Consider the following 24,363-nt stretch of genomic DNA (forward strand, 5'->3'; position numbering starts at 1 on the left):
CTCTCGTATGTTTCTCCCCGTGGCAAATATGTATAAAGAGCTAAGTCAGCATGTCATGCCAACCCAGCTCAAGCATCCTTATATTTTCAAAAACTTACGAACAGACATTAAACTTCCCCAAACGCCAATAATTGCACCTAATATAATAAGGATCGCGCCCACTTGGTAAATAAATGGTGTCACCTCTAGCAATTGAATAAAATGACCTTGAAGTTTTGGTGATACGTAATCATAAAAGTAATAATACGCTGTACCTACAGATATGACTGGAATAACTGATCCGAGCAACCCTAGCCATAGACCTTCTAAGAAGAATGGCCAGCGTATAAAGGAATTTGTTGCCCCAACTAATCTCATAATCTCAATTTCGCGACGTCTTGAAACGATAGTAATTTTAATCGTGTTTGAGATTAAGAACATAGCAGTAAATAATAAGCCCACAATTAAAATAATCCCTATATTACGGCCAAAATTAATGGTAGAAAATAAATTCTCAACCGTTCCTTGTCCATAATTCACGTTAGCAGTAAATTCCATTTCATCGATTTCCTCAGCTAATGGAATTGTATCACTTGGTGTTTTTGCTTGCACAACGTAAACATCATTTAAAGGGTTGTCCTGTTGGAAAAGCTTAAAAGCTTCTCCCTCTTCACCTAAGCTACTAATTAAGCTATCTAGTTCTTCATCTTTCCCAGAGAATGTAACAGAATCAACTTTTGGAAGTGCAGCAATTTTCTCTTCTAATGCTGTCGCATCTTCTTCTGAAGCAGTACGGTCAATGTAGACTCTTATTTCAACATCACTTTCAATGCTGCTTGCCATATGGTTGAGGTTCATCATAATGGCAAAGAATACACCAACAAGAATCAATGTAACTGTCACTGCACTTGCAGAAGCAAATGTCATCCATCCGTTACGACCTAAGCTCTTAAAACTTTCTCTCACATGTCTTAAAAAAGTATTAGATTTCATATCCGTAATCACCTCTTTGCTCATCACGGACAATTCTGCCACTTTCAATCGCAATGACACGATGCTTCATCGTGTTAACGATCGTTTTATTGTGGGTAGCCATGATAACCGTTGTACCTCTCGTGTTGATTTCTTCAAAGATATTCATGATTTCCCAAGATGTATCAGGGTCTAAGTTTCCTGTTGGTTCATCGGCAATGACCAACTTTGGCTGATTGACGATCGAGCGAGCTATAGAAACACGCTGCTGTTCTCCTCCTGAAAGCTCATCAGGAAACATACGTACCTTATGTTTTAAACCAACTAAATCTAGTGTATCCATTACTTTCTTCTTTATATTTTTCGGATTCTCTTCAATAACTTCAAGTGTATAAGCTACATTTTCATAAACATTCAACTTCGGTAGCAACTTAAAGTCCTGGAAGACTACCCCGATATTACGCCTAATGAGTGGCACTTTGCTATTTTTTAATGAGCCCATATCTATTCCATTTAGCGTGATTGTACCGCTTGTTGGCTTTTCTTCTCGATACATCATTTTTATAAATGTAGATTTACCTGCACCACTTGGACCAACGATATAGACAAACTCACCTTGGTCGATCTTTACGTCAATGCCATTTGTTGCAGTAACACCATTTTTATATTTTTTATATACATTTTTCATTTCTAACATGTAGATCACCTTATATCCGGAGTTTATTTTTAGTTAAAAATTGCGCAAGCCTAACCCCAATTATTTTTTTATAAAATAATCATCAGTTAAAGTGGGTTTCTTTTTACTTAGGCGGGGCAATTGCGGTGTGTGAATGATAAAGATGCATTTAATCGACAAAAACTGACATCTTCTTCTAAAAACCATTGACTCGAGGGATCAAACAACATTTCTTAAGTTTACTTCACTCATTATAACATCATATATTGTCAAAATAACGAATAAAATTATTACATTTTCTTTTCAAGACGGTAATATTTTAGGTGAATATGTCTATTTTTAAGGAATTATAATAGTATTATTTTCCAATATTAGATAATTAGACCTTTCTTTTGTCGCAATTTTCCGTTTAAAGTCATGTAAGTAGCTCAATATTTGAAAGGATAGGCTAGTGTCATTGTTTACTGACGAGATCACGTGATATTTGTCGATTTTTCTTTATTTTTCTCAAAGAAAAAACGCGCTCTGAGCGCGTTTCCTTTAATTATTTCTTTGCAGCAAGCCATTCGGCAACGGTATTCGCTTCTTCTTCATTTAAGAGACCACCAGGCATAGCACCTTTACCATTGATAATAATATCGTGAATTTCTTCAGCAGAGTAATTAGAACCGATTTTATCTAGCGCAGGTCCAGCACCCCCTGAAAGGTCTCCTCCATGACAACTCATACAGTTATTGTCATAAAGCTTTTGTGCATCTCCTGCATCCGCTGTTGACTCTTCACCACTCGTATTATCATCTGTTGCTGTGTCTTCGCCTGCTTCATCATTACCGCCACATGCAGCGAGTGAAAAAACAAGAGCTGAGCCGAAAAGAATTGATAAAAGCTTTTTCTTCATTACAATTACCTCCCCTTATAGGAAAATTTACAGATTACAGTGAAATTATACCAATCTTACGCCCGTTTAAAACCCTCTCCAAGTACCTCAGAAGCATCGCTAACAATGATAAAAGCAGATGGGTCAATTGATTGAACAAGTTGTTTCAATTTCGTGAACTCTGTCTGATCAACCACACACATTAAAACAGGACGTTCATGATCTGTATATCCACCGTATGCTGATAGTTTTGTCACACCTCTATCAATTTTATTCAAAATTCCATCACGAACTTCATCTTGACGGTTCGTAATAATGAGTGCCATTTTTTTTCTACCAAGACCAACCTGAACGATATCAATGGTTTTACTCGTTACATACAGACCGATTAATGCATATAAACCTTTTTCAATATCAAACACAACTGCCGCTGCGATTACGATCAATCCATCAATAAGTGCCACACATATACCTAGAGATAAACCGGTATATTTATGAATAATCTGGGCTGCTAAATCCGTCCCACCTGTAGATGCCTTTCCGCGGAAGGTAATTCCTAGACCCAAACCAACACCGATACAACCGAACAAAGAGGCAAGTAGCGGATCCATCGTCCAAGGCTCCAAGTCTTTTGTTAAGAAAACAACGAAAGGTAGGAATATGGTTCCAACTAATGTCTTAATACCGAATGATCCACCTAATAATATGACACCAGCAATAAATAAGGGAATATTTAGCGCCCACTGCACATAAGCTGGTTCCCACCCTGTAACTGCCTTCAAGATCGTACTAATCCCACTTACTCCCCCTGAGGCCACCTCATTTGGTAGTAAAAATAAGTTAAAACTAATAGCGACAAGTGCCGATCCAATCAATACAAATAAGTATTCCACTAACTTTGAGTTCTCTGTTACTGTCTTTCGCTTCTTTTTATTTTCCTTTTGACCATTCATTTACGTAAAATGCCTCCTTAGTGCCAGTCTAAAATGATAGTTATTTGCTAAGAGACACGAGGCAATAAGAAATCGTCTCAATTAAGAGTCAATGCGCATAATTCAATCTATTCATCACCTTTGTCTTTTCCGAGAGTGAGTATAGCATGCCTTTTATCCTATGTAAATGACATTAAACTACTGTGTTAAAGGGGTAAATAAACAAAGATATAAAGTTTATTATGAGTTGTGGTGGGTGGGATTATGCGAGGAGACTCTCCGTTCTCCCTTTTACATTTTTAAAAATCGGGCGCTGCACATAGTGGTGCAAGCAGAAGACCATTTTGAGGGTAGCTACTTGGTTTCACCAGTTTGTTCTATTGTGGCAAGGATGTTTTTTGCTCAACTTTCAATGTGAGAATTTCCGTGCTAGCTGTGCTTACATCGCGAGTTTCCTTCTGAGTGACTTGCGATTCCCTTTTGTACGCTCACCCTCACTTTCAGATTCAAATGTCGCTCATAAAATAACAGCGCCCACTATTGCGGGCGCTGCTTTACTCCTTATTCACCTAAGCTCAATTTAGAACGAAGGTAAGCATTGATGAAGATGTCTAGGTCCCCGTCCATAACGCCTTGTACATTGCCTGATTCGGTGCTTGTACGGTGGTCTTTTACCATAGAGTATGGATGGAAGACGTATGAACGAATTTGGCTTCCCCAACCAATTTCTTTTTGTTCTCCACGAATTTCTAGTAATTCTTGCTCTTGTTCTTCGATTTTCTTTTGGTAAAGTTTCGCTTTCAGCATTTTCATTGCTTGTTCGCGGTTTTTAATTTGGGAACGTTCTGATTGGCATGTAACAACGACATTTGTTGGTAAATGCGTAATCCTTACCGCTGAATCAGTTGTATTGATATGCTGTCCACCTGCTCCACTTGCCCGGTACGTATCGATTTTTAAATCCTCGGTACGGATATCAATTTCAATCTCATCGTTAAATTCTGGCATTACTTCACAAGATACAAAGGAAGTATGGCGACGGCCAGAAGAATCAAATGGTGAAATACGTACAAGTCGATGAACGCCTTTTTCCGCTTTTAAATAGCCATAAGCATTATGTCCTTTAATAGACAATGTTACGCTTTTAATTCCCGCTTCGTCACCTGGGAGGTAATCTAATGTTTCTACTTTAAATCCTTTTTTCTCTGCCCATCGTGTGTACATACGTAATAACATGGAACCCCAGTCCTGAGACTCTGTACCACCAGCACCTGGATGAAGTTCTAAAATCGCGTTGTTTTTATCGTATTCTTCACTTAGAAGCAATTGCAACTCAAAATCAGCTAAACGCTTTGATAAAGCAATGATTTCCGTTTCAAGCTCTTCTTGCAGTTCAACATCTGCTTCTTCTTTTACTAATTCATATGTTAATTCGAGATTCTCGAACGTCTCATTTAAATCATTGAACTCATTGACTTGTTCTTTTAATGCATTGGACTCATTAATTACTACTTGTGCTGCTTGTTGATCATCCCAAAAACTAGGATGAAGCATCTCGTTATCAAGTTCTGCAATACGTGCCTCTTTGTTTTCTAAGTCAAAGAGACCCCCTAAAGTCCGCTAAAATCTTAGCTGTTTTTTCTAACTCATGACGAATCTCTGCTAATTCCATCTTGGTCACCTCTACACATATTTTTAACCTTTATATTATATAACTTCTCCAGACAAAGTGAAACACTTCGTGTAAAAAGCCGGCAGCGACCGTTATAAACAGGTTTTTGCCGGCTCTTATTGAGATACTGTTAACCTTTTGTACCACAGCAGTTTTTATATTTTTTCCCACTGCCGCAAATACATGGATCATTACGCCCAACATCCATTTGTTTGACAACAGGTTTTTTCTTCTTCTGTTTGCCGCCTTCACTTTCTTTCGGGTTGACAGCTTGGCCTTTTGCTACTTCCTGACGTTGAAGATTGTCACGAATTTCTGCTTTCATCACATACTTCGCTACATCTTCTTCAATAGCAGCAATCATCATTTCAAACATGTGGAAACCTTCTTTTTGATATTCGCGTAGTGGATCAATTTGTCCATACGCACGCAGGTGAATCCCTTGGCGAAGCTGATCCATGGCATCAATATGATCAATCCATTTTGTATCAACGGCACGAAGCATAATCACTTTTTCGAATTCACGCATTTGTTCAGTTTGCATTTTTTCTTCTTTTTCATTATAGAAGGCAATGATTTTATCCCAAATATGATCGATTACTTCATCCGCTTCTTTTCTGCGAATATCGTCCACAGTAACCGTTCCTTCTGGAAGAAGATTTCCCTTAACGTAATCAACTAATCCTTCATAGTTCCATTCATCGTCACCATCTTCTTCTGTTTGTGAAGAAAAAGCATGAACGTTCCGTGTTAAGACACTATGAACCATACGCTCAACAATTTCTCTTAAGTTCTCTGAATCAAGCACTTCATTTCTTTGTGTATAAATGATCTCACGTTGCTGACGCAAAACATCATCATAAGAAAGTAACTGTTTACGCGCGTCGAAGTTATTTCCTTCTACACGTTTTTGTGCGGATTCAACTGCACGGGAAACCATTTTACTTTGAATCGGTTGCGAATCATCCATGCCGAGCTTCGACATCATGTTTTTCATATTATCCGAACCAAAGCGACGCATTAATTCATCTTCCATTGATAAATAGAACTGTGTCACCCCAGGGTCACCTTGACGACCAGAACGACCACGGAGCTGGTTATCAATTCGACGACTTTCATGTCGCTCTGTACCGATAACAGCTAAGCCGCCGACTTCTTTGACACCTTCACCAAGTTTGATATCAGTACCACGACCAGCCATATTAGTGGCAATCGTAACGGCGCCAGACTTACCAGCATCTAAAATGATATCTGCTTCACGGCCATGGTTTTTCGCATTCAAGACATTATGCGGAATTCCTTTTTTCGTTAAATATTTTGAGATAATTTCAGACGTTTCAATGGCTACTGTACCAACAAGGACTGGTTGCCCATTTTTATGACGTTCTGCTATGTCTTCCACTAAAGCACGATATTTTCCATCAACCGTTGCATAAATTAAATCCGAACGATCATCACGGGCAACAGGACGGTTTGTCGGAATCGCAATGACATTCATATTGTAAATATTGCGGAATTCCTCTTCTTCTGTTTTAGCTGTCCCTGTCATACCTGATAATTTTTCATACATACGGAAATAGTTCTGGAATGTAATGGAAGCAAGGGTCATACTTTCATTTTGAATTTCTAAACCTTCCTTCGCTTCAATCGATTGATGAAGACCATCACTATAACGACGGCCCTTCATGAGGCGGCCAGTGAATTGGTCGACAATCACTATTTCGCCTTCTTGTACAACATAGTCCACATCTTTATGCATACTTGTATGTGCCTTTAACGCTTGCGTAATATGGTGATTTAACGAAACATGAGAGACATCAAATAAATTTTCAATACCAAAAGCTTTCTCGGCCTTTGTCATCCCTTCTTCCGTTAATTGCACACCTTTTGTTTTTTCATCGTAAGTGAAGTCTTCCTCTACCTTTAAGCGACTAACAAATGCATTCGCTTGTAAATAAAGTTTCGTTGATTTTTGGGCGGACCCTGAAATAATCAATGGTGTACGCGCTTCATCAATTAAAATTGAGTCAACCTCATCAATGACTGCAAAATTTAATGGGCGTTGCACTTTTTGCTCTTTGTATAACACCATATTGTCTCGTAAATAATCAAATCCTAATTCATTGTTTGTGCTATAAGTAATATCAGCTGCATAGGCTGCTTGTTTTTCTTCTTTAGACATACCATTTAAGTTCAAACCAACAGTAAGTCCAAGATAATCATATAGTTGTCCCATTTCAGTAGCATCACGTGTCACTAAGTATTCATTGACTGTTACAACATGTACACCTTTTCCTGAAATCGCATTTAAATAAACCGGCATCGTGGAAGTTAAAGTTTTACCTTCACCGGTTTTCATTTCAGATATATTACCATCATGAAGTGCTGCCCCACCCATTAACTGTACAGAATAAGGGTATAAGCCAAATACACGTCTTGACGCTTCTCTAACCACAGCAAATGCTTCCACTAATAAATCATCAAGGGATTCACCTTTTTGATGACGCTCTTTGAACTCATCCGTTTTCGCTTTTAACTGTTCATCACTAAGTGCTTCCATTTTCGAAGCTAATGCTTCTATTTGTTCAGCCGTTTTCGTTAGGCGTTTTAATTCACGTTTATTCACATCAAAAACCTTATTTAAAATCCCAAGCATACAAACGCTCCTTTATCTATTGGAGATGTCTATTTTAAGAGTCTTCCTGAAACAATGATATATGGTATTAATGATACCACTTCGCATGGGTAGAGACAACTTTTGTCAGGTGTGAAGGAATATTTTTTGTCATTTAGGGTTGCGAAAGAATAAGAGGCTGAACATGATTTGCAAAAAAAAGTTCGTTCCATTGCGCTCACGTACACTCACTTTCCGCGGGGAGGGGCTGAGCGCCTGTGGGTCTCCGCTTTCCCTCTATTTCCCGAAGGAGTCTAGTGTCTTCTGCTCCATTTCACTCTTCTTTACATAATAAGGGTTCAAACCACATAAAAAAAACCGAATGATTAGATAGATACGCCTAATCATTCGGATAAATTGTTAGTTAGAATACTTATGTTCCAACCTCTATTTAAGCCTCTTGCTTTGTTTTATTAAAAATATCGTCAATAAATGCAGCTACTTGGCTTTGAATATCTCTATAGTAAGTAGATACTCGGCCAGCTGTTAGCCCGTATTTTTCGCCAAGTTCTTTTTGTGTCATACTTGATTCGACACTTGACTGTTCATAAACAAAATAACGTAGTGCAGCAATATAATTTTCTGCTTTTTGAATACGTTTATTCGTTTGTTTAATGTATTCTACCCACACACCTACACCGAAGTTAATGACCCATTGTGGTTCGCCTGCTGCATTCATATCTTTTTCAAATTGCTCTGCCACTTGTTTAGCCCCTTCAGTTGGCCATTCGTAAGCATCCATATCTACACTTGCAGCTGCTTCTGGAAGGCGATGCATGAGCTCCAAGAAGTGATCTTCAAGATATTGGATAGCATTATTATTTCCGATTGCTACGAAATCATCTTTCAGATAACCTTCATAATCGGCTGCTTTTCCTTCTGATACTTCGAATAAGCAAGGGAAAGCCGTATATTTGTCCTCATATGGGAATAATACACCGAAAGCAAACCAACCTTCAGAAAAATCATTCATCGCTTCATCTAATACGACTGTATACGATTCATTTGTCAGTGTATCTACAAAATGTAGGTCTCTATCATCAAGTCCAGTCACTTTCCCAGCTACTGGGATCGCCACTTTCCAAGATTGTAGAATTTCTTGTAATCTTGGTCTTAAGACAGCTGATTCTTTATGTTCAATAAACTTATGTAGAATCGTTTCACCGTCTTCAACCGTTTTAAACGGAATATACCAAAAAGGCATCATAAATTCGAAAAATTCTGCGTCATCTTTATCGGTATCTTCCAGTTTGTCCATTAATTGTTGATACTCACTTCTAATGGCATTACCATATCTTTGATACGCAAAAATACGTAATTCTTTTTGTAATTCGCTCACTTCATTATCAATGAGTTCTGTAATGGTAATTGTTTCTTTTTTTGCACAGCATTTCTTGTATTTTTTACCACTGCCACAAGGACAAGGGTCATTTCGATTAATTTTCACAGCTGTTTGCATATTTCATTCTCCTCTCATCACCTAGGAACAGCTTGTTCTATTATATACGATTAGTTATCTACTTTCGTTGATCACGGATATTCCAACTCAACTAAAAGCCGACTCACAATAAGTGCCCCCGGCTAACCTACAAAATTATCGCTATTCTATACTAACATTAATCTAGGGCCAAGGTCATTTAATAGAAAATTAGAAACTATCCAATGATTCAGTTTCATTCTTTTGGTCGAGTAAAAGACAATGAGGGACTAAACAATAAAAACAGCCTTTAGTTTGTCAATAACCGTCTTAACAGGTATGATGAGGGAAATAACAGACAACAATCGGAAAGGAAGAGGAAGATGAAAAAATTCTTTAAACGTGTTGGCTTCGTCCTAACATTCTGGAGATTCATTCCTTTTTTCTTTGAATACTTAGCAGCTAGAGATATTCCTTTATGGAAGAAACTACTCCCTGTAGGTGTTTCGATTGCCTATATCTTTATACCTGTTGATTTAATCCCTGATTTTCTATATATCATCGGTATCACAGATGATGTCCTCTTCACAACCTTTATCCTACAAAGCATGGTGAAATATGCACCAGACCGGTTGAAACTGAAGTACTCGAAGCTCTTGGATGACAACCAGAAACCCGTGAAGAAATAAATGTTATATGTGGATGGTCCTCTGTTCTTGTTGAGGGCTTTTTTTGCGTTTAATTAAGACAATGAATCAATGTTGGTTATGTTACTCTTTGGAAGCTATTGAAGCAATGATTTTTATTTACTCAAGGCTAAGGTGACTTTCCAAGAATATTCCTTGCGTAATCTCCCAGTTTGTAAACCAGATATGAAGGGGAATCTAAAGAAACGTATGCCTGTTGATTTTTCCCAGGCAGGTTAAGGCTATGGTAGAGGGTACTTATTAACACTATTTTCGGATTATCTAAAAAATGAAGTTATTAAATGCTTCTCTTTTTTTGACGAAATAAGAAGGTGTAAATCTGTTTTAGTAGAAATATAGAAATAAAGTTTATACAAGATATACAAATAAATATTCTGTGGTCAAAAAATGAGACGATGAGGTGCTAAAAATGATTGTAGCAGTGAATCCTTATGTAGTAACAAATGGAAATGGAAAAGAAGCAGTGCAATTTTACGTTGATGTTTTTAACGCAGAGCTTATTTCGTTGCAAACATTTGGAGAGATGCCAGAGGATCCGGATCACCCACTTCCAAGTGAAGCACAGGACCGTGTATTGAATGCTCAATTTAAAGTAGGGAATACCACTATGATGCTTTCCGATAATTTTCCTGGGGCTCCTTATACGATTGGAAATCAAGTAACCATTGCGATTCAAATCGATTCAGTGGATTCATCAAAACAAATATTTGAGAAATTGGCTAAAGAGGGGAAAGTGACAATGCCTCTACAAGAAACGTTTTGGAGCCCATCATATGGACAAGTAACTGATAAATATGGAGTAGAGTGGCAAGTTTCAGCTCTTCCGCAAGATTAATGAAAGTTTTAAATCAGCCCTTTCTTCTACTTTAGAAGGGGCTTTTGTTAATGATTTTTCTATTTGCTTCTCCGCTCAGATAAGACTGTGTGGGGCACAAATAAAAGAAGCACCAGAAAAAATCGATTCCAAGGGCTCGGCAAATGAATGATTCCCGGTGACCCTACCAAACTTAAAAAAAGCGCAATCTCCTAACTGGAATTGCGCTTACCTGCTATAAAACTACTGCTTCTCTTCTATGATTACTTACCTGCATTTCTGCTAACAGGTTTTCTATCAAATCAACATCTCTTACTCTTTCCCCCTTCTTGTCAAATACCAAGACATCTTTTTTTGAAAATGCGATCTGTGACTCTTTATTAGGTGTTTGCCATGTGGATTCACCTTTTACAAAAACTTTCCCCCAATCCGTTGTAAGACAATAGATAGATTCTCCACCTAAATGTTCAGTAGAAACAACGGCACCTGTTAATATATAATCAGCATTCACATTATGGCCATCTTCTTTCATACTCATATTTTCTGGTCGGATACCAATGGAATAATCACCATAAGACAATATATTTGTTGGGGGTGAACCGATAAATTGCGCTACGAATAGATTGGCTGGATTTGTATAGATCTCCTTCGGTGTGCCTTTTTGCATGATATGGCCATTGTTCATAATAATGATGTATGATCCCATCGACATCGCTTCAATTTGGTCATGAGTGACATAAAGAAAGGTAGTTTGTAATTCTTTTTGTAATTCAATCAGTTCTTGTCTCATTTGATTTCTTAATTTTGCATCCAAGTTGGACAAAGGCTCATCCATTAGAAACGCGTGCGGCCTTTTAACAATAGCCCTTGCCAACGCCACTCGTTGCCTCTGCCCCCCTGATAACTCACCTGGACGCTTATTGGCATGCTCTGTTAACTCCACCATCTCAATCACTTTATTTACCATGTTAAGCCGTTTGCTTTTGTCTATTTTCTTTATTTTCAACCCGTATTCAATGTTCTTAAATACTGTCATATGTGGGTACAATGCATAATTTTGAAAAACCATGCCGATATCACGATCTTTAGGTTCGCTATAGGTAATATCTTGGTCATTAATAAAAATAGACCCACTTGTCGGTTCTTCTAAGCCTGCTATCATACGCAACAGCGTTGACTTTCCGCATCCTGATGGACCTAGTAAAATGGCAAAGGAGCCATCTGGTATATCAACATCGATTCCTTTTAGTATCTCTTTTTGACCGAAAGATTTCTTTATTTGTTCAACTTTGATACTCCCCATATTTTACGCCCCCAGCTTATTTATTTGATGCCAAATCGAACAAAAGAGTCAACGATATGTTTCTGTAAAAATAAATAGATAAGTAGTATCGGTATACATGAGATAGTTGTAGCTGCCATTAGTGATCCCCACATATTTACATCCGAATTGACAAATGACTTCAAGCCAATTTGAATAGGTGCATTTTCCATTTCCTTCGTTACTAACATTGGCCATAAATACTCATTCCAAGCATTAATGAACAGAATGATGCCCAATGAGACTACCGTTGAACGGATATTGGGTAGGATAATTCTGAATAAAATACCGAGATCAGACTCGCCATCTAACCTTGCCGCATCAATTAATGCAGTAGGAAAGGACTTAAAACTTTGATAGATTGATAAAATGGCAAAGGTCGATGCAGCGAATGGTAAGACAATGCCTAATGGATTTTCATTTAAGCCGATTTGATTAATCAATACATAGTTTGGAATCATTACCGCTTGGAAAGGAATCAACCAAGTTAAGCTAAGTAATGTAAAAATTAAAAGTTTCCCTTTAAAATTCCATCTCACTAATGCATAACCGGCTAATAAACTGGTTGCCAACTGCAAAATTGTCATTAAAGTTGCCACTACAAATGAGTTGAATAACATTTGTATAATAGGCATTTCTGCGAATGCATATAGATAATTTTGCCATGTTGGTGCCTGTGGTATAAAAGAACTTGTAAAGATTTCAGATTCATTTTTAAATGAAGAGATAATCATCCAATAAAGTGGGAAAATAGCGATGATACTCATCATTATTAATAAAAAATGCTGAAGGACTGTTATTGATTTTATCCGTTTCATCACTTTTACTCCCTTAATTATCATAGAATGCAAATTTTTTCGTTAATAAGTTTAGACCAATCGCAATGATCGCAAATACAATAAAAAATAACGTCGCTGCTGCAGAACTTAATCCTGCATTCAAGTTATTGAATCCATATTTATACATCTCATAATAAATATTCGTTGACGAACCGAACGGCCCACCTGCCGTTAAAATATCAATATAAGCGAAAGTAAATTGACTGGAAAATAGAATACTCATTGTGAGCATAAATAATATTGTTGGTGACAATAAAGGAATAGTGATCGTTAGTAATTGCTTCCATTTCGTTGCACCATCTAAAGCCGCTGCTTCAAAATAATCTCGATTAATATTGGTCAATGCGGCAGAGAAAATAATCGTACTAAATCCAATCAGTCCCCATCCTGTCATAAAAAGAATCAGCCATTTCGCATATACAGGATCAGTAAAGAAAGAGATGTTTCCATCGGTGATTCCAAGTTTTTGTAATGTAAGATTGACTAATCCATTGGCAGGATGAAAGAGCCATCTCCAAATTGCCCCTACAGTTACTGGTGCCAATATCATTGGGATAAAAAACATTGCCCGGTACACATTTTTCACTCTGCCATTTAATCCATTTGTTGCCACCGCTAAAAGCATTGGAATAATGATCGAGAACGGCAGTATACCTATCGTATAAAAAATTGTATTTTCGATTGAATGAATGAAGTCCTTAGTTTGGAACAAACGAATAAAATTATCTAATCCCACGGTAATAGGTTCTGTCCCTGGGACCATACTCCACTTTTGAAAGGCTAAAACAAAAGTAGATAATAACGGTTTATACATCCAAACACCTAATAAAAGGATAGCCGGTAGTAAAAATAAATAAGGTTTCCATTTAATAAGTGAACGAGCAGCACGTCTGCTTTTCTGCTCGGTCACTTTTTTTTCTTGCTCTGATACGATTATTCTTTTTACCTCACTCATAAGATTCCCTTCTCTCATGAACACCTATTGGATTAATTGGTTAATTTCTTCTTCAGCTGCTTGTAAAGTTTTTTCTACATCTGCATCCGTTGAAACCGATTGAACAATCGCATCTCTAAATATATCGGACATCTCCGTTGCATATTCCGCTGGCCAAATTACTGCTGGTTGGATGTTGTTCAATTGCTCCAAGTTGATTTTATATAATGGATTTTCTTCAATAAATCCTTTTAAATAGTTAGGATCATCAGCTAACTCTGTTCTGAGAGGTAAATAACCTACCTCAGAAGTGATGATTGTATAACCTTCATTACCAGTAACATATTTAATAAACTCCCAAATCGCTGCCTTTTTCACATCATTATCTGGTCTAACAGCTAATACACTTCCCGAGTTCACTGGAACAGACGGATTGTTTCCAAATGAGGGTAAACCAGCGCCATAAAGTTCCCAGCCACCCGCTTCGGATGCGTTTTTAAATCCGCTATGCATTGCAGTAGAAGTAATGTACATTCCTAAATTACCAGCCATGAATTGCTCGGGTAATTCCGTGTCACTCCCAACTGCATGAGCACCGTTTTGATAGAGATCCTTCCACATTTCAATCGCTTCAATACTTTCTTGATTAGCAAATTGCGCTTCCTTACGATCATCAGAAAGTACTTTGCCTCCATTACTTAATATCACACCTTCAGTTGTCCAACCATTATCCGGTGCTAACGCAAAGCCATCTTTGCCTGTCGCTTCGTTTATTTTGAGTGAATATTCTTTAATTTCTTCCCATGTCTGTGGTGGCTTGGTTGGATCTAAACCCGCTTCTTCGAATAATTGTCCATTCATAAAAACAATAGGTGTGCTAAATGTAAACGCTAAACCATATGTCTTTCCATCAATTTTTCCTAAACTCAATGCATTGTCTGAAATGCCATTGAGATGATTGTTTAACTCTTCTGCTGGAAACACATCTTCATAGGCTTGGAAGCCGAGCGTTTCTCTTGAGTTATCTAGTGTGGAAAAAGTATGCTGGACAATATCAACCGCTTTTCCAGCCGCAATATCTGCCTTAAACTGTTGATAAGAGGCATCCGCAACCCCTTCAACAATGACACCTTTTTCTTTTCCAATTGTGTCATTGAACTCATTAATTAGGTGTTCCATCCCCTCTTTCATTGTTGGAGCAGCTAAACTATAAGAATAAAAAGTTACCTTTGTAGGGTTCTCAGGGTCTAATTCTCCCATTTCTTGTGAGACGGTTGTGGCATTAGAAGAACTACATGCACTTAACACTAGAGTCATACCTAACAACAGAATGAACATAATCGAGAGCCTCTTACTTTTCAGTTTAACCATCTTCTCTCCCCCACACTTAAGAATGCTGAAGCATCTGCTTCAAATCTACTGATAAAAACGTATCAAACTTGTCTGGGTACCTAACATGTTCTACGCTCGCTCCATTTTCATCTAACGTACATATGCTATAGCCCGTACGATTATTAAATGAAGCTAACTCTTGGCCAATTTCCATACTAAACGAAGTCCCTCCCGCAGTAGATAATAGAATATTTTCATAGGTAGTTACTTTATTCTGGTGAGTATGACCACTCAGAACTAGTTTGACATCCGTATTTTTTATGATTGCCAACACCTCTGCTGAGTTTGATAAGCTATGACCATCAACTACATGTCCTGCTTCTAATGGATGATGGACAACAACAATCGACCCATTAGGAGTTGGCTGAGCTAATGTCTTCTTTAACCAATGTAATTGCTCTTCACTCACTACACCTTTTCCACTATGATCATAGCTAGAATCTAGCACGATTAGGCGATAGTTTTGAATGATTGTTTCGTAAAATAATTCCTGTTTCTTTTTTTCTACTTTCCCCAGACCTTCCCAGTAAGCTTCTGTCACGTCATGATTCCCTAAAGCTAAATAATAAGGAATATCTGTGATATGCTCTTCTAATAACTTATTTAAAAAAACATAATCTTCAACTGTCCCTTCGTGAACAAGATCTCCACTAATTAAAATGAAATCTAGCGCCTTCTCATCTTGTGTGATTGCCTGTAATATTTTTTTCAATGTTTCAGTTGGATTATTGTCAACACCTGTTAATGTTTCAATTAAACTGCCTTTGTATTCTCTTAAAATATGTGTATCAGATAAATGAGCAAACCTTAATTTCTCCATGTTCATTTCTCCTTTTAGAAGATTACTCTTGCAAGCAGAAATCTTTTATTTTATTTCTTATTTCATTTGTTATTCCAAACTCTAACAACAAATAAGTGTCAAAATCGCCGTATATTTCCTCTATGGCAGATTTAGTTGCAAGTAAATATTCTTCTTGTAATAAAAAAGCTGATTTTAATTGCAATACCTCCTCTTCCACAAGTGCTGCTTCTGCTTGCAGAAACATTTGCTCATGAAATGTGGCTAAAGCAACGTTAGAATAAAGGTAATCTTCCATCACAGTTGAAAATGGCACACCGAGTGTAAGTAATATAATCATGGCACCTATACCTGTGCGATCTCTTCCTCCAGCACAATGATGGATTAGCGGCAAGTTTTTTTCTGGTTCTTTTAATAAATTCATCAAAGCTTGGTAAGAAGCATTTCGAACCGGAAAAGTGGAATAGAGTGTTATAAACATTTCCTTAGTATAGTGTTTGAATCCATCATCTTTTTCCGCTACTTTTGACACTTGCTCAGCTATATTATCCTCAGCGATTACCGGTACTCGTAAAAGTTTGGCACTACCAATTTGCGGATCAGGTTTTTCATTTGCTTCATCATCTCTACGATAGTCAAATATATATTTGATTTTTTGTTTTGTTAGTTGAGAAATATCATCATCCGTTAATCCACTTAAATCACCTGCTCGATATAGGATGCCTTTTCGTACTGTTCGTCCATCTACAGTAACGAGACCACCCATATCACGAAAGTTCAAGGCCCCTTTTAGCGGAACGGTTCGGGAGTAAAGTCCATTTGGTGTCATGTATTCACCTTATACTTTTCCAAATCACTGACACCATCTAGTTCAATAACTTGAAAACCAACTTCGCCATTTTTTACTGTTACTAAAAGGATATGATCGATCGAACCAACACTATCACCGTGCCAACATGCACCCGTTCGCCCCATTTGAATATAATTTCTATTGTTCTTCTTCGTTACTTCCAATTGATGAAGATGTCCTGCAAACATCGTATACGGTCTTGATTCAAGCATATTCTCGAATTGGCTGAACTTAAGGTCCTTCGTTTTCCATGCTGGCTTATGCATAAATACAAAAGTATGTTGAACATCATGATTCTCATGTAATACATCTGCAAAAAACTGTAATTGCTCATCTGAAATATGGGGTAAGTTGCCCTTCTCAATATCTTCCTCCGAAGCCCCTTCAGTCATTTGTCCGAAGAATTCTTCAATGTACCCTCTTGCTTTAGTTGGATTTTCAACTACTTGATTGGTAATCTCCCTAAAACTCTTTACAAATGCTTCAGGCATACCTATCGGATTTTCCTCTGTATTCATCACTAAAAATAAATAATCATTTAATCGAAAAGCGTAATACTCAAAACCTTTTCGCTCACGCCAAACTTTAACCATTGTGTCATTTCCATAGTCATGGTTGCCGACCGTTAAATAAAATGGAATGTCTACATCTTTAATTAACTGATCAATATAGTCCCACTCTCCATGGGCCGCTTCTTCTTGATCCCAATAACCTTCAATAAAATCACCAACCGAAAGGACAAAATCAGGATTAAGGCCTTTCACTACTTGCAAACCTTTCTCAAAAATGCCTGGTGTTGTAATCCCACAGCGATCACCAACAACTGCAAACGAAAAATCATTTTCAAGGTTAGTGGACATGTTTCCAAACCAAGGTCTCTTACCATTCTCAGAAAAATCCTCTTTAAAATAATGTTGCGGGCCAACCTTTTTTTGATCTATTACATGCATCCCATTGTCCCTCCTTTTTTTAAATACAACTGAAGTATACAACTAGCATGTTAATCAGATGTTAATCTAACATGAATCATTTTATGAGTTTAATGAAATTTTTAAATTTAGTGTAAATAAGAAGGTTACAAGATGTTTTCTTAGGAAATCATCGCTATAATTGTATAATCATAGGATGTTAATTAATGGATTTAGATAGAGAGGAATTAGAACAATGACAAAATCTTTAATAGATACCGCTTATCACACCATTCGAACGAAAATTCTTACTTGTGAATACCTACCGGGAAGCTTACTATCCATATATAAATTATCAGAGGAATTAGCTATGAGTCGCACACCTATCTCAAATGCGGTTGCTAAACTTGAACTAGAAGGGTTAGTGATCTCCTTAAAGAATAGAGGTGTTATGGTAAAAGAGGTATCATCAAAAGAGATACTAGATATGTTCGAAGTCATCTTCACCCACCAAATGTATGCGCTTGAAAAAGTAGAAACAAATCCGCTTTATTCATTTAACTTATCACTTTTAAATGAACATCTAGAGCAACAACTACTAGATAAAGAAAACGATCGTTATTTCTCTTATGCGACGCACTCACTACAATTCATAAGACAAATCATCGCTGCCGGCCAAAACCAAATCATGCTTCAAATTATGGATCAGCATATGGACAAAATCATCATCGGTTCTGTATCCAATTACTTACTTTACCCAGAAAAACGGATTTTCTCTGGTGCTCATTACAATGAAGCACTTTACCAATCCATTGAAGCAAAGGAGTACGAACAAACAAAAGAACTATTAAAAGAATGGCGAGCACAAATTAGAGAACGCATCTTAATAATGGGAGCTATATAAGGCATACATATTCATGCCCTGCTCCTATTTATCTCCTGTAGCATCAACTTATCGCACATGAAAAAAGCAGGCGGTGCCATAGCACCTACCTGCTTGCTTTTATATTATTGCGCTTCGATGAGTCCGTAGCGCCCATCTTTTCGTTTGTATACGACATTCGTTAAGCTTGTGGCTGCGTTGGTAAAGACGAAGAAGCTATGGCCGAGCATGTTCATTTGTAAAATGGCCTCTTCACTGTCCATTGGCTTAAGGTCAAAATGCTTTTGGCGAACGACCTCTAAGTCATTGTCTTCTTCTGGATGTTCATCTGGCTCTTCAAAGCTAGTGAATAATTCGTTAATCCCGCCTTTTTCACGGAATTTACGATTGACTTTTGTTTTATGTTTACGAATCTGTCTTTCCAACTTGTCGTTGATTAAGTCGATGGCAGCATACATATCAGCATGAGCCTCTTCTGCTCGAAGTACAAGATTCGTCATCGGAATCGTTACTTCAACTTTTGACGTTTTATCATTATTGGTTTTCAGGTTTACGTTTACATTTACGTTAGGAGTTTCAGAAAAATATCTTTCCAACTTCATAATTTTCTTTTCGACGTAGTCTCTGATTGCTGGAGTTACCTCAATGTTTTCACCCCGAATGTTAAAATTCATAAGTGAACTCCTCCTTCTCTTTATAAGAGTCATAAGGATGAAGCCTGTCCTTCAATCCTTATCAGCTAGTCTTAAATAAGACTATACTCTATATTTCTATATTACCCGTAAAAAGTCCTGCTAAAACCTTTTTAACGAAATTAAGAAATTAAATAAGGTTGCAATTCATAGTCTATCATTCGGTGCCAAGCTGCAAACAAAGGGAAAAATTGCTCACGTAATATTTCTTGTTTTTCTGGGGCATTACCGATGGTTTGCTCCAGTCGATCAGCTTGTTCCTGTACCTTTTCAAACACATGCATAATATGAACCATTTCACTGTTTTCCTTAAACAAATGCAGTAATTGCTCATTCACTGCTTTTATTTGTGGAAAAGAATCAATGACCTCAAATAGGAGCTCATCGCCATCATCTTTATCTAAATCTGTGAAGCTATCTACAATATAGGTAAAGCTTTCTTCTAGTGTATTTAACACAGAACAATACTCTCTGAGGAGAATATACTGTTCCTCCTTCAACATCATCACCTAATTTCGTTTATCATAAAAAACACCATCGCTCATCCCAACGGCTTCATACGGATTCGCATATTGCTTACTCTTTACTTTCTGCACCTTCAATCTTTTCATATCATCCTTAATGATTTGCTGGTGCTGAGCTAATAATTGTTTAATCGCGCGATCCTGCTTCAGCAAAACGTCTTTCATCTTCTGAGCTTCTACCGATTGAAAATCTACTTGTCTCATTAAAGTAAAGCGTTGATCAAGCAGATCATCCGTCTTCTTTATGTAAGCTTCCCGATCATTTTCAGGTAATCCTTGGTTTAGATGAAGCAATAACTCACGCGTACAAACGATCAAATCAGTTGTCGTCGCTGTCATGATTGTTCACTGCCAACCATTTGCGGTTTTTTCTGCTCTAACATCATTTCTTTCCATGTGTTGCGAAGATCCATGATAATTGATTCCGCTTCTTTTAAGGCTGTGAGATCATTGCGTGTATTAGCGTCAACTAAGGTTCTCCAAACATAATCATAGATTCGTAGCAAATCACTAGATAATTCGACCTCTTGATTGAGTGTTACCATAAATTCTTGAATGATATTTTGCGCCTTTTGCATATTTTCATTGCGCTTCGCAACTTCACCTTGCTCTATTGCTTGCTTGGCAATGCTGATAAACTTCAAACAACCATTGTAAAGCATCATTGTTAGTTCTGCCGGTGTTGCTGTATTAATAGAAGTTTGTTGATATTTTTGGTACGGATTGGTTGCCATCTTTTCACTCCTTATTGCGAGCTATAGCCGAATTGTGTGAGCATATAATTCATTTGCTCATTCATTTTTTGCATTTGTGTCTCCATCGCTGCAAATTGTGACCAATACCTTTGCTCTTTATCTGCTAACTTCGATTCTAGTTCAGTTATACGTTTATTGATATCATCCAAATTTTTTCCAATAGAAAATTGACTATTCGTCTTCATGCCATTACCAGCTTTTAACGTAATCGCATCGATTGATTGTGTAACAGTATCTCGCAATCGTCTAGAAATTCCTTGCTCACCAAGTGTATCGCCGTCCGCTGCGAACAAATTAAATACACCTTCTGCGTCATTTTCCAATGCTTCCTTCAGCTTATCTTCATTGATTTCGAGCTTACCACCCTCTAAATAATTTTTCGTTGTGGTAATACCAATAGCTGACAGCTGGTTATATTCACTCGTAGCACCTTCTAGCGGTGTATAAAAGTTCATACGCATATTACTTAGTAAACTACTCAATTGTTGATCTGAACGGAGTAAACCGCTCTTGGCTTTTTCCTCCCAGAGCTCAATATCCTTTTCAGACAACGCCGCCCGTTGATCCTTAGTTAACGGCGCATAATCACGGTATTTCTCTTCAGATAACTGTCCTTGTATATTATCTATTAATTCATTGTATTTTTCTACGAATTCTTTGATATTTTCTATAGCTTTATCGGTATCATTATTGATTGAAATCGTAACAGGTGAATCACCATTCACAGCATCAAAGGTATCCTTCAAAGTAAAAGAAACACCGTTTACTGTAAACGTATTAGAAGTTCTCTCCGTTTCTAAACCATTTAAGGTAAATTTCGCATTTTCTCCACCTTTTTCATTATTGCTATCAAGTTTTAAAACATTAGTTAAAAACGGACTCCCATTAAATGAGATCTCTTTCCCATCACCACTTTGATTAAAATCACCTGTTGACGTTCGGGCAATCGTTACTTTATCAGAATGTTGGTCATAAAACATATTGACACCTAATGAAGATTTATTCACTTTATCAATAACTGTCGTTAAAGAATCACGGGCATCGAAAGTAAATGTTTGGTTCACTTCTCCCGTTTCATTGTATGTAGACATGTTAAATTCAAAGTATTGGTGGTCATAGCTCACTTCCGCTTTTGCACCTGCTTGTAGGTCAGAGCCGAAAGTGATTTTGCCTGTTTCTTTATCTAAATAAAATTGGTTTTCTGCTAAATTATTCACATCCGTACCAGCAGTAAATGTTTTCGTTTCTTTTATTGGGTCCCCATTCTCGTCTTTTATGACGTTACCATCTGTATCCTTTTTGTCCCATGTAAAAGTAATGCTTTCCTCAAATTCTGTGATTCCTATTTGTGAAAGTTGCACTTCTTTTGTTGAAGAGCCAACAGAGATCGTATCTTTTTGCACCATCTCATATTCCACTCCAATTTTACTGTCCGCGGGAATTTGTTGGCTGAAAGTCATTTTTCCTGTTTTCTCATCTACAAACACTTGCTTTTGATTCGCATCTAAGTCATCTAGGCTCGTTACCACTTGATAATTATCTGCACCAACAGTCACACTACCCATTTTTTCTAAACTATGCTTGCCTAGCTTTTGTAAAGAGAACTCTTTGCCTGCTTTCTTTACTAAAATCTCTTCGTTCATACCATCTGCAGTATCTTTAAATATTTCCTCCTCATCTAGCCCAACAAATTGACTGATTTGGCTATAAATACTTTTCGTTGTATCAACCTTTTGTCCATTGGCGGAAATTCCCGCTGTACTCGCATTCGTAGCAGAAGTCGCCAATCGACTCACGGCAGACAATGTATAAGACCCGCTCCCTGCTGTGGAATCAGCCGTTGCTGTGACTTTGTTGCTATTAGAAGAAGTTGTGACTTTTGATAAAAATGAAGATTGCAAGCGCATATTTAATGTCATATCGCGGAAAGATGCTAGTTTTAAATTAATATCTCTATAAGAATCGCGCTGCCATTCGAGCGTTTGTTTCTTTTGTGACAATTTATCAATCGGTACTCTTTGTACTCTCATTAAATCATTAATTAAGGATTCTGTATCTAAACCAGATGCTAAACCACCTATTCGAAAATTCGCCATGACCATCCGTCCCCTTTTCTCTCTATCTATTTATTATATCGACTATAGTCCTATCGTTTACAGTAAAAATATGACTAATTGCCCTATTTACGGTTAAGAAGCCACTGGCATAAACCAGTAGCTTCTAGACTTTTTGATCCACCATAAGTCCTTGAAATTCCGTCATTTCAGCAATCATATCAAGGAAATCCTTCGGTGGGATTTCACGAACGACTTCTTTGGTATCCGCATCGACGACTTCTACATAATAGCGATCGAGCTTTTCATGTAATTGAAACTGTACCGAAGTATAATGCGTCTGCAAATGATTATTCGCCTGCTCCACCTTTGATTGCAAGAAGTCCTTTTGTACTTCAGAAGCCGACACCTTTTCTTTATCTTGTATTATACTATTTCTCTCAGATTGACTTTTTTCTTTCTGCTGAATAACAAAAGGTGAGTCCACCATCATTCCCCTATTCGACTCTACTCTCATCCCTATTCGCCCCTTACCGAATCACCTATTTTCTCTTTATATCGGAAATAACCATAAGGCTCTCTATCAACCAAAAGTTCGGTTTTTGTTAGAGAGAAAACAACGACCTTTTTCTTATGAAGTAGGTCTTTTTACCTAAAAAAAACAAAAAGAAGCCCCAGACAAAGCTGAGACTTCTTAGATGAAAATACCAGTAAGCGGCGAATTAACCTAATAATTGTAGAACCGCTTGTGGTTTTTGATTTGCTTGTGCAAGCATTGCTTGAGAAGCTTGAGAAAGAATGTTCGTACGTGTCATTTCCATTACTTCTTTCGCCATATCAACGTCACGGATACGTGATTCAGCTGCTTGAAGGTTTTCGGAAGAGTTGTTTAAGTTAGAGATTGTGTGCTCTAGGCGGTTTTGATATGCACCAAGGTTTGAACGTTCTGCAGAAACTGTTTCAATAGCATTGTTAATTACTTTAATTGCAGCTGATGCAGACTCATGTGAAGAAACATCAAGTGCCATTTCTTCAGCAGTATTAGTACTACCATTAGTTACAACATTAGTTGCAGTGAAGGCAGCTCCATCAACGTCTCCATCATATGCAGCAGTACCTGAAATACCTAAAGCTGCTGAACGCATATCATTAATATCTATTGTCATAGATTGACCTTGGTTTGCACCAATTTGGAATGCAGCTGAGAATCCAGTTCCAGGTGTAATTGTGCCATCATCTGCTTTAGTTTCTCCACCATTTAGTAGACTTTGTTGGTTAAATTCTGTAGTATTACCAATTCTATTAATTTCAGAAGTTAGAGCATTAATTTCTTTTTGGATTTCTCCACGGTCAACGCCTACATTAGTATCATTGGCAGCTTGTGTAGCTAGCTCACGCATACGTTGTAGGATATTTTGTGTTTCTTGAAGGGCACCTTCAGCCGTTTGGATCATTGAGATACCATCTTGAGAGTTACGGCTAGCTTGGTCTAAACCACGAACTTGAGCGCGCATTTTTTCAGAGATTGCTAGACCTGCCGCATCGTCACCAGCACGGTTGATACGAAGACCAGAAGATAATTTTTCCATTGCTTTTGCACCAGCAGCGTTGTTAACACCAAGCTGACGATAAGTATTTAATGCTGAAATATTATTGTTGATAATCATTTGAATTCCTCCATGAGTTTTATTT

At 37.5% G+C, this 24,363-nt stretch carries 24 protein-coding genes; 3 read left to right on the forward strand and 21 right to left on the reverse strand.

Annotation, left to right across the window (positions count from 1 at the left end; all coding sequences use genetic code 11):
* Nucleotides 1–78: 78 nt before the first annotated feature.
* From ftsX to H9655_RS08575, 7 genes are all read right to left on the reverse strand, one after another.
* Nucleotides 79–972: a permease-like cell division protein FtsX gene (ftsX, locus tag H9655_RS08545; RefSeq protein WP_191812944.1), complete on the reverse strand. Its 894-nt coding sequence runs from the start codon at nt 970–972 to the stop codon at nt 79–81.
* Complete coding sequence (gene ftsE / locus H9655_RS08550; protein ID WP_191812946.1) at nt 962–1,648, reverse strand: cell division ATP-binding protein FtsE; 687 nt, start codon at nt 1,646–1,648, stop codon at nt 962–964. Before ftsE ends, ftsX begins: the two co-directional genes overlap by 11 nt.
* 523 nt (nt 1,649–2,171) lie before the next feature.
* The gene (gene cccB, locus H9655_RS08555; RefSeq protein ID WP_191812948.1) at nt 2,172–2,525 is read right to left on the reverse strand and encodes a cytochrome c551; all 354 of its coding nucleotides are present in this window, start codon (nt 2,523–2,525) and stop codon (nt 2,172–2,174) included.
* A gap of 56 nt (nt 2,526–2,581) precedes the next feature.
* Entirely contained in the window at nt 2,582–3,457 is an 876-nt protein-coding gene (locus H9655_RS08560; protein WP_191812950.1) for a YitT family protein, read from the reverse strand.
* 540 nt (nt 3,458–3,997) lie between these two features.
* A protein-coding gene (prfB, locus tag H9655_RS08565; RefSeq protein WP_191812952.1) for a peptide chain release factor 2 occupies nt 3,998–5,108 on the reverse strand; the annotation gives its coding sequence in 2 pieces (ribosomal slippage) (nt 3,998–5,035 and nt 5,037–5,108; 1,110 coding nt in all).
* A gap of 130 nt (nt 5,109–5,238) precedes the next feature.
* On the reverse strand, nt 5,239–7,764 hold the full coding sequence (secA, locus tag H9655_RS08570; RefSeq protein ID WP_191812954.1) for a preprotein translocase subunit SecA: 2,526 nt from the start codon (nt 7,762–7,764) through the stop codon (nt 5,239–5,241).
* A 409-nt stretch (nt 7,765–8,173) separates the two neighbouring features.
* Nucleotides 8,174–9,241, reverse strand: coding sequence for a YecA family protein (locus H9655_RS08575; protein WP_191812956.1), 1,068 nt, complete (start codon nt 9,239–9,241; stop codon nt 8,174–8,176).
* Nucleotides 9,242–9,582: 341 nt separating this feature from the next.
* Between H9655_RS08575 and H9655_RS08580 the strand changes: the two genes are divergently transcribed.
* Entirely contained in the window at nt 9,583–9,888 is a 306-nt protein-coding gene (locus tag H9655_RS08580) for a YkvA family protein (RefSeq protein WP_191812958.1), read from the forward strand.
* A gap of 427 nt (nt 9,889–10,315) precedes the next feature.
* Entirely contained in the window at nt 10,316–10,741 is a 426-nt protein-coding gene (locus H9655_RS08585; RefSeq protein WP_191812960.1) for a VOC family protein, read from the forward strand.
* Between the two features lie 214 nt (nt 10,742–10,955).
* Here the strand turns inward: H9655_RS08585 and H9655_RS08590 are convergent, their stop codons facing one another.
* The 7 genes from H9655_RS08590 to H9655_RS08620 are packed head-to-tail and all read right to left on the reverse strand — an operon-like array spanning nt 10,956 to nt 17,805.
* On the reverse strand, nt 10,956–12,023 hold the full coding sequence (locus H9655_RS08590; protein ID WP_191812962.1) for an ABC transporter ATP-binding protein: 1,068 nt from the start codon (nt 12,021–12,023) through the stop codon (nt 10,956–10,958).
* 20 nt (nt 12,024–12,043) lie between these two features.
* Nucleotides 12,044–12,859, reverse strand: a complete 816-nt coding sequence (locus H9655_RS08595; RefSeq protein WP_191812964.1) for a carbohydrate ABC transporter permease — start codon at nt 12,857–12,859, stop codon at nt 12,044–12,046.
* Nucleotides 12,860–12,872: 13 nt separating this feature from the next.
* Nucleotides 12,873–13,835: a carbohydrate ABC transporter permease gene (locus H9655_RS08600; protein WP_191812966.1), complete on the reverse strand. Its 963-nt coding sequence runs from the start codon at nt 13,833–13,835 to the stop codon at nt 12,873–12,875.
* 24 nt (nt 13,836–13,859) lie between these two features.
* Entirely contained in the window at nt 13,860–15,185 is a 1,326-nt protein-coding gene (locus H9655_RS08605; protein ID WP_191812969.1) for an ABC transporter substrate-binding protein, read from the reverse strand.
* Nucleotides 15,186–15,201: 16 nt separating this feature from the next.
* The gene (locus tag H9655_RS08610) at nt 15,202–16,026 is read right to left on the reverse strand and encodes a metallophosphoesterase family protein (RefSeq protein ID WP_191812971.1); all 825 of its coding nucleotides are present in this window, start codon (nt 16,024–16,026) and stop codon (nt 15,202–15,204) included.
* 22 nt (nt 16,027–16,048) lie between these two features.
* Entirely contained in the window at nt 16,049–16,834 is a 786-nt protein-coding gene (locus tag H9655_RS08615; protein WP_191812974.1) for a tyrosine-protein phosphatase, read from the reverse strand.
* A complete protein-coding gene (locus tag H9655_RS08620; protein ID WP_191812986.1) occupies nt 16,831–17,805 on the reverse strand; it encodes a metallophosphoesterase family protein in 975 nt (324 codons plus the stop codon). The genes H9655_RS08615 and H9655_RS08620 overlap by 4 nt, the downstream gene beginning before the upstream one ends.
* Nucleotides 17,806–18,019: 214 nt before the next feature.
* On the opposite strand from H9655_RS08620, the gene H9655_RS08625 reads away from it, so the two are divergent.
* Complete coding sequence (locus H9655_RS08625) at nt 18,020–18,667, forward strand: GntR family transcriptional regulator (protein ID WP_191812988.1); 648 nt, start codon at nt 18,020–18,022, stop codon at nt 18,665–18,667.
* 104 nt (nt 18,668–18,771) lie between these two features.
* On the opposite strand, the gene hpf is transcribed toward H9655_RS08625, so the two are convergent.
* The 7 genes from hpf to hag all read right to left on the reverse strand — a co-directional run bounded on the left by hpf (nt 18,772) and on the right by hag (nt 24,338).
* Nucleotides 18,772–19,320, reverse strand: coding sequence for a ribosome hibernation-promoting factor, HPF/YfiA family (hpf, locus tag H9655_RS08630; RefSeq protein WP_191812990.1), 549 nt, complete (start codon nt 19,318–19,320; stop codon nt 18,772–18,774).
* A gap of 140 nt (nt 19,321–19,460) precedes the next feature.
* Nucleotides 19,461–19,844, reverse strand: a complete 384-nt coding sequence (locus H9655_RS08635; RefSeq protein ID WP_225230515.1) for a hypothetical protein — start codon at nt 19,842–19,844, stop codon at nt 19,461–19,463.
* A 3-nt stretch (nt 19,845–19,847) separates the two neighbouring features.
* Nucleotides 19,848–20,201, reverse strand: coding sequence for a hypothetical protein (locus tag H9655_RS08640; RefSeq protein ID WP_191812994.1), 354 nt, complete (start codon nt 20,199–20,201; stop codon nt 19,848–19,850).
* On the reverse strand, nt 20,198–20,596 hold the full coding sequence (gene fliS / locus H9655_RS08645; protein ID WP_191812996.1) for a flagellar export chaperone FliS: 399 nt from the start codon (nt 20,594–20,596) through the stop codon (nt 20,198–20,200). Before fliS ends, H9655_RS08640 begins: the two co-directional genes overlap by 4 nt.
* A gap of 11 nt (nt 20,597–20,607) precedes the next feature.
* Nucleotides 20,608–22,713: a flagellar filament capping protein FliD gene (gene fliD / locus H9655_RS08650; RefSeq protein WP_191812999.1), complete on the reverse strand. Its 2,106-nt coding sequence runs from the start codon at nt 22,711–22,713 to the stop codon at nt 20,608–20,610.
* Between the two features lie 124 nt (nt 22,714–22,837).
* The gene (flaG, locus tag H9655_RS08655; protein WP_225230516.1) at nt 22,838–23,188 is read right to left on the reverse strand and encodes a flagellar protein FlaG; all 351 of its coding nucleotides are present in this window, start codon (nt 23,186–23,188) and stop codon (nt 22,838–22,840) included.
* A 205-nt stretch (nt 23,189–23,393) separates the two neighbouring features.
* Nucleotides 23,394–24,338, reverse strand: a complete 945-nt coding sequence (gene hag / locus H9655_RS08660; protein WP_191813001.1) for a flagellin Hag — start codon at nt 24,336–24,338, stop codon at nt 23,394–23,396.
* Between the last annotated feature and the right edge of the window lie 25 nt (nt 24,339–24,363).

It is taken from the genome of Cytobacillus stercorigallinarum (assembly GCF_014836495.1).
Taxonomy (GTDB): domain Bacteria; phylum Bacillota; class Bacilli; order Bacillales; family Cytobacillaceae; genus Cytobacillus; species Cytobacillus stercorigallinarum.

What these genes read in the sequence shown, in the direction of transcription:
- H9655_RS08610 (WP_191812971.1), bottom strand. Translation starts at nt 16,026, where the DNA reads ATGGAGAAATTAAGGTTTGCTCATTTATCTGATACACATATTTTAAGA.
- flaG (WP_225230516.1), bottom strand. Translation starts at nt 23,188, where the DNA reads ATGAGAGTAGAGTCGAATAGGGGAATGATGGTGGACTCACCTTTTGTT.
- secA (WP_191812954.1), bottom strand. Translation starts at nt 7,764, where the DNA reads ATGCTTGGGATTTTAAATAAGGTTTTTGATGTGAATAAACGTGAATTA.
- H9655_RS08600 (WP_191812966.1), bottom strand. Translation starts at nt 13,835, where the DNA reads ATGAGTGAGGTAAAAAGAATAATCGTATCAGAGCAAGAAAAAAAAGTG.
- H9655_RS08615 (WP_191812974.1), bottom strand. Translation starts at nt 16,834, where the DNA reads ATGACACCAAATGGACTTTACTCCCGAACCGTTCCGCTAAAAGGGGCC.
- H9655_RS08575 (WP_191812956.1), bottom strand. Translation starts at nt 9,241, where the DNA reads ATGCAAACAGCTGTGAAAATTAATCGAAATGACCCTTGTCCTTGTGGC.
- H9655_RS08560 (WP_191812950.1), bottom strand. Translation starts at nt 3,457, where the DNA reads ATGAATGGTCAAAAGGAAAATAAAAAGAAGCGAAAGACAGTAACAGAG.
- H9655_RS08625 (WP_191812988.1), top strand. Translation starts at nt 18,020, where the DNA reads ATGACAAAATCTTTAATAGATACCGCTTATCACACCATTCGAACGAAA.
- hpf (WP_191812990.1), bottom strand. Translation starts at nt 19,320, where the DNA reads ATGAATTTTAACATTCGGGGTGAAAACATTGAGGTAACTCCAGCAATC.
- H9655_RS08585 (WP_191812960.1), top strand. Translation starts at nt 10,316, where the DNA reads ATGATTGTAGCAGTGAATCCTTATGTAGTAACAAATGGAAATGGAAAA.
- H9655_RS08640 (WP_191812994.1), bottom strand. Translation starts at nt 20,201, where the DNA reads ATGACAGCGACGACAACTGATTTGATCGTTTGTACGCGTGAGTTATTG.
- fliD (WP_191812999.1), bottom strand. Translation starts at nt 22,713, where the DNA reads ATGGCGAATTTTCGAATAGGTGGTTTAGCATCTGGTTTAGATACAGAA.
- hag (WP_191813001.1), bottom strand. Translation starts at nt 24,338, where the DNA reads ATGATTATCAACAATAATATTTCAGCATTAAATACTTATCGTCAGCTT.
- H9655_RS08635 (WP_225230515.1), bottom strand. Translation starts at nt 19,844, where the DNA reads ATGATGTTGAAGGAGGAACAGTATATTCTCCTCAGAGAGTATTGTTCT.
- fliS (WP_191812996.1), bottom strand. Translation starts at nt 20,596, where the DNA reads ATGGCAACCAATCCGTACCAAAAATATCAACAAACTTCTATTAATACA.
- cccB (WP_191812948.1), bottom strand. Translation starts at nt 2,525, where the DNA reads ATGAAGAAAAAGCTTTTATCAATTCTTTTCGGCTCAGCTCTTGTTTTT.
- H9655_RS08595 (WP_191812964.1), bottom strand. Translation starts at nt 12,859, where the DNA reads ATGAAACGGATAAAATCAATAACAGTCCTTCAGCATTTTTTATTAATA.
- ftsX (WP_191812944.1), bottom strand. Translation starts at nt 972, where the DNA reads ATGAAATCTAATACTTTTTTAAGACATGTGAGAGAAAGTTTTAAGAGC.
- H9655_RS08620 (WP_191812986.1), bottom strand. Translation starts at nt 17,805, where the DNA reads ATGCATGTAATAGATCAAAAAAAGGTTGGCCCGCAACATTATTTTAAA.
- H9655_RS08590 (WP_191812962.1), bottom strand. Translation starts at nt 12,023, where the DNA reads ATGGGGAGTATCAAAGTTGAACAAATAAAGAAATCTTTCGGTCAAAAA.
- ftsE (WP_191812946.1), bottom strand. Translation starts at nt 1,648, where the DNA reads ATGTTAGAAATGAAAAATGTATATAAAAAATATAAAAATGGTGTTACT.
- H9655_RS08580 (WP_191812958.1), top strand. Translation starts at nt 9,583, where the DNA reads ATGAAAAAATTCTTTAAACGTGTTGGCTTCGTCCTAACATTCTGGAGA.
- H9655_RS08605 (WP_191812969.1), bottom strand. Translation starts at nt 15,185, where the DNA reads ATGGTTAAACTGAAAAGTAAGAGGCTCTCGATTATGTTCATTCTGTTG.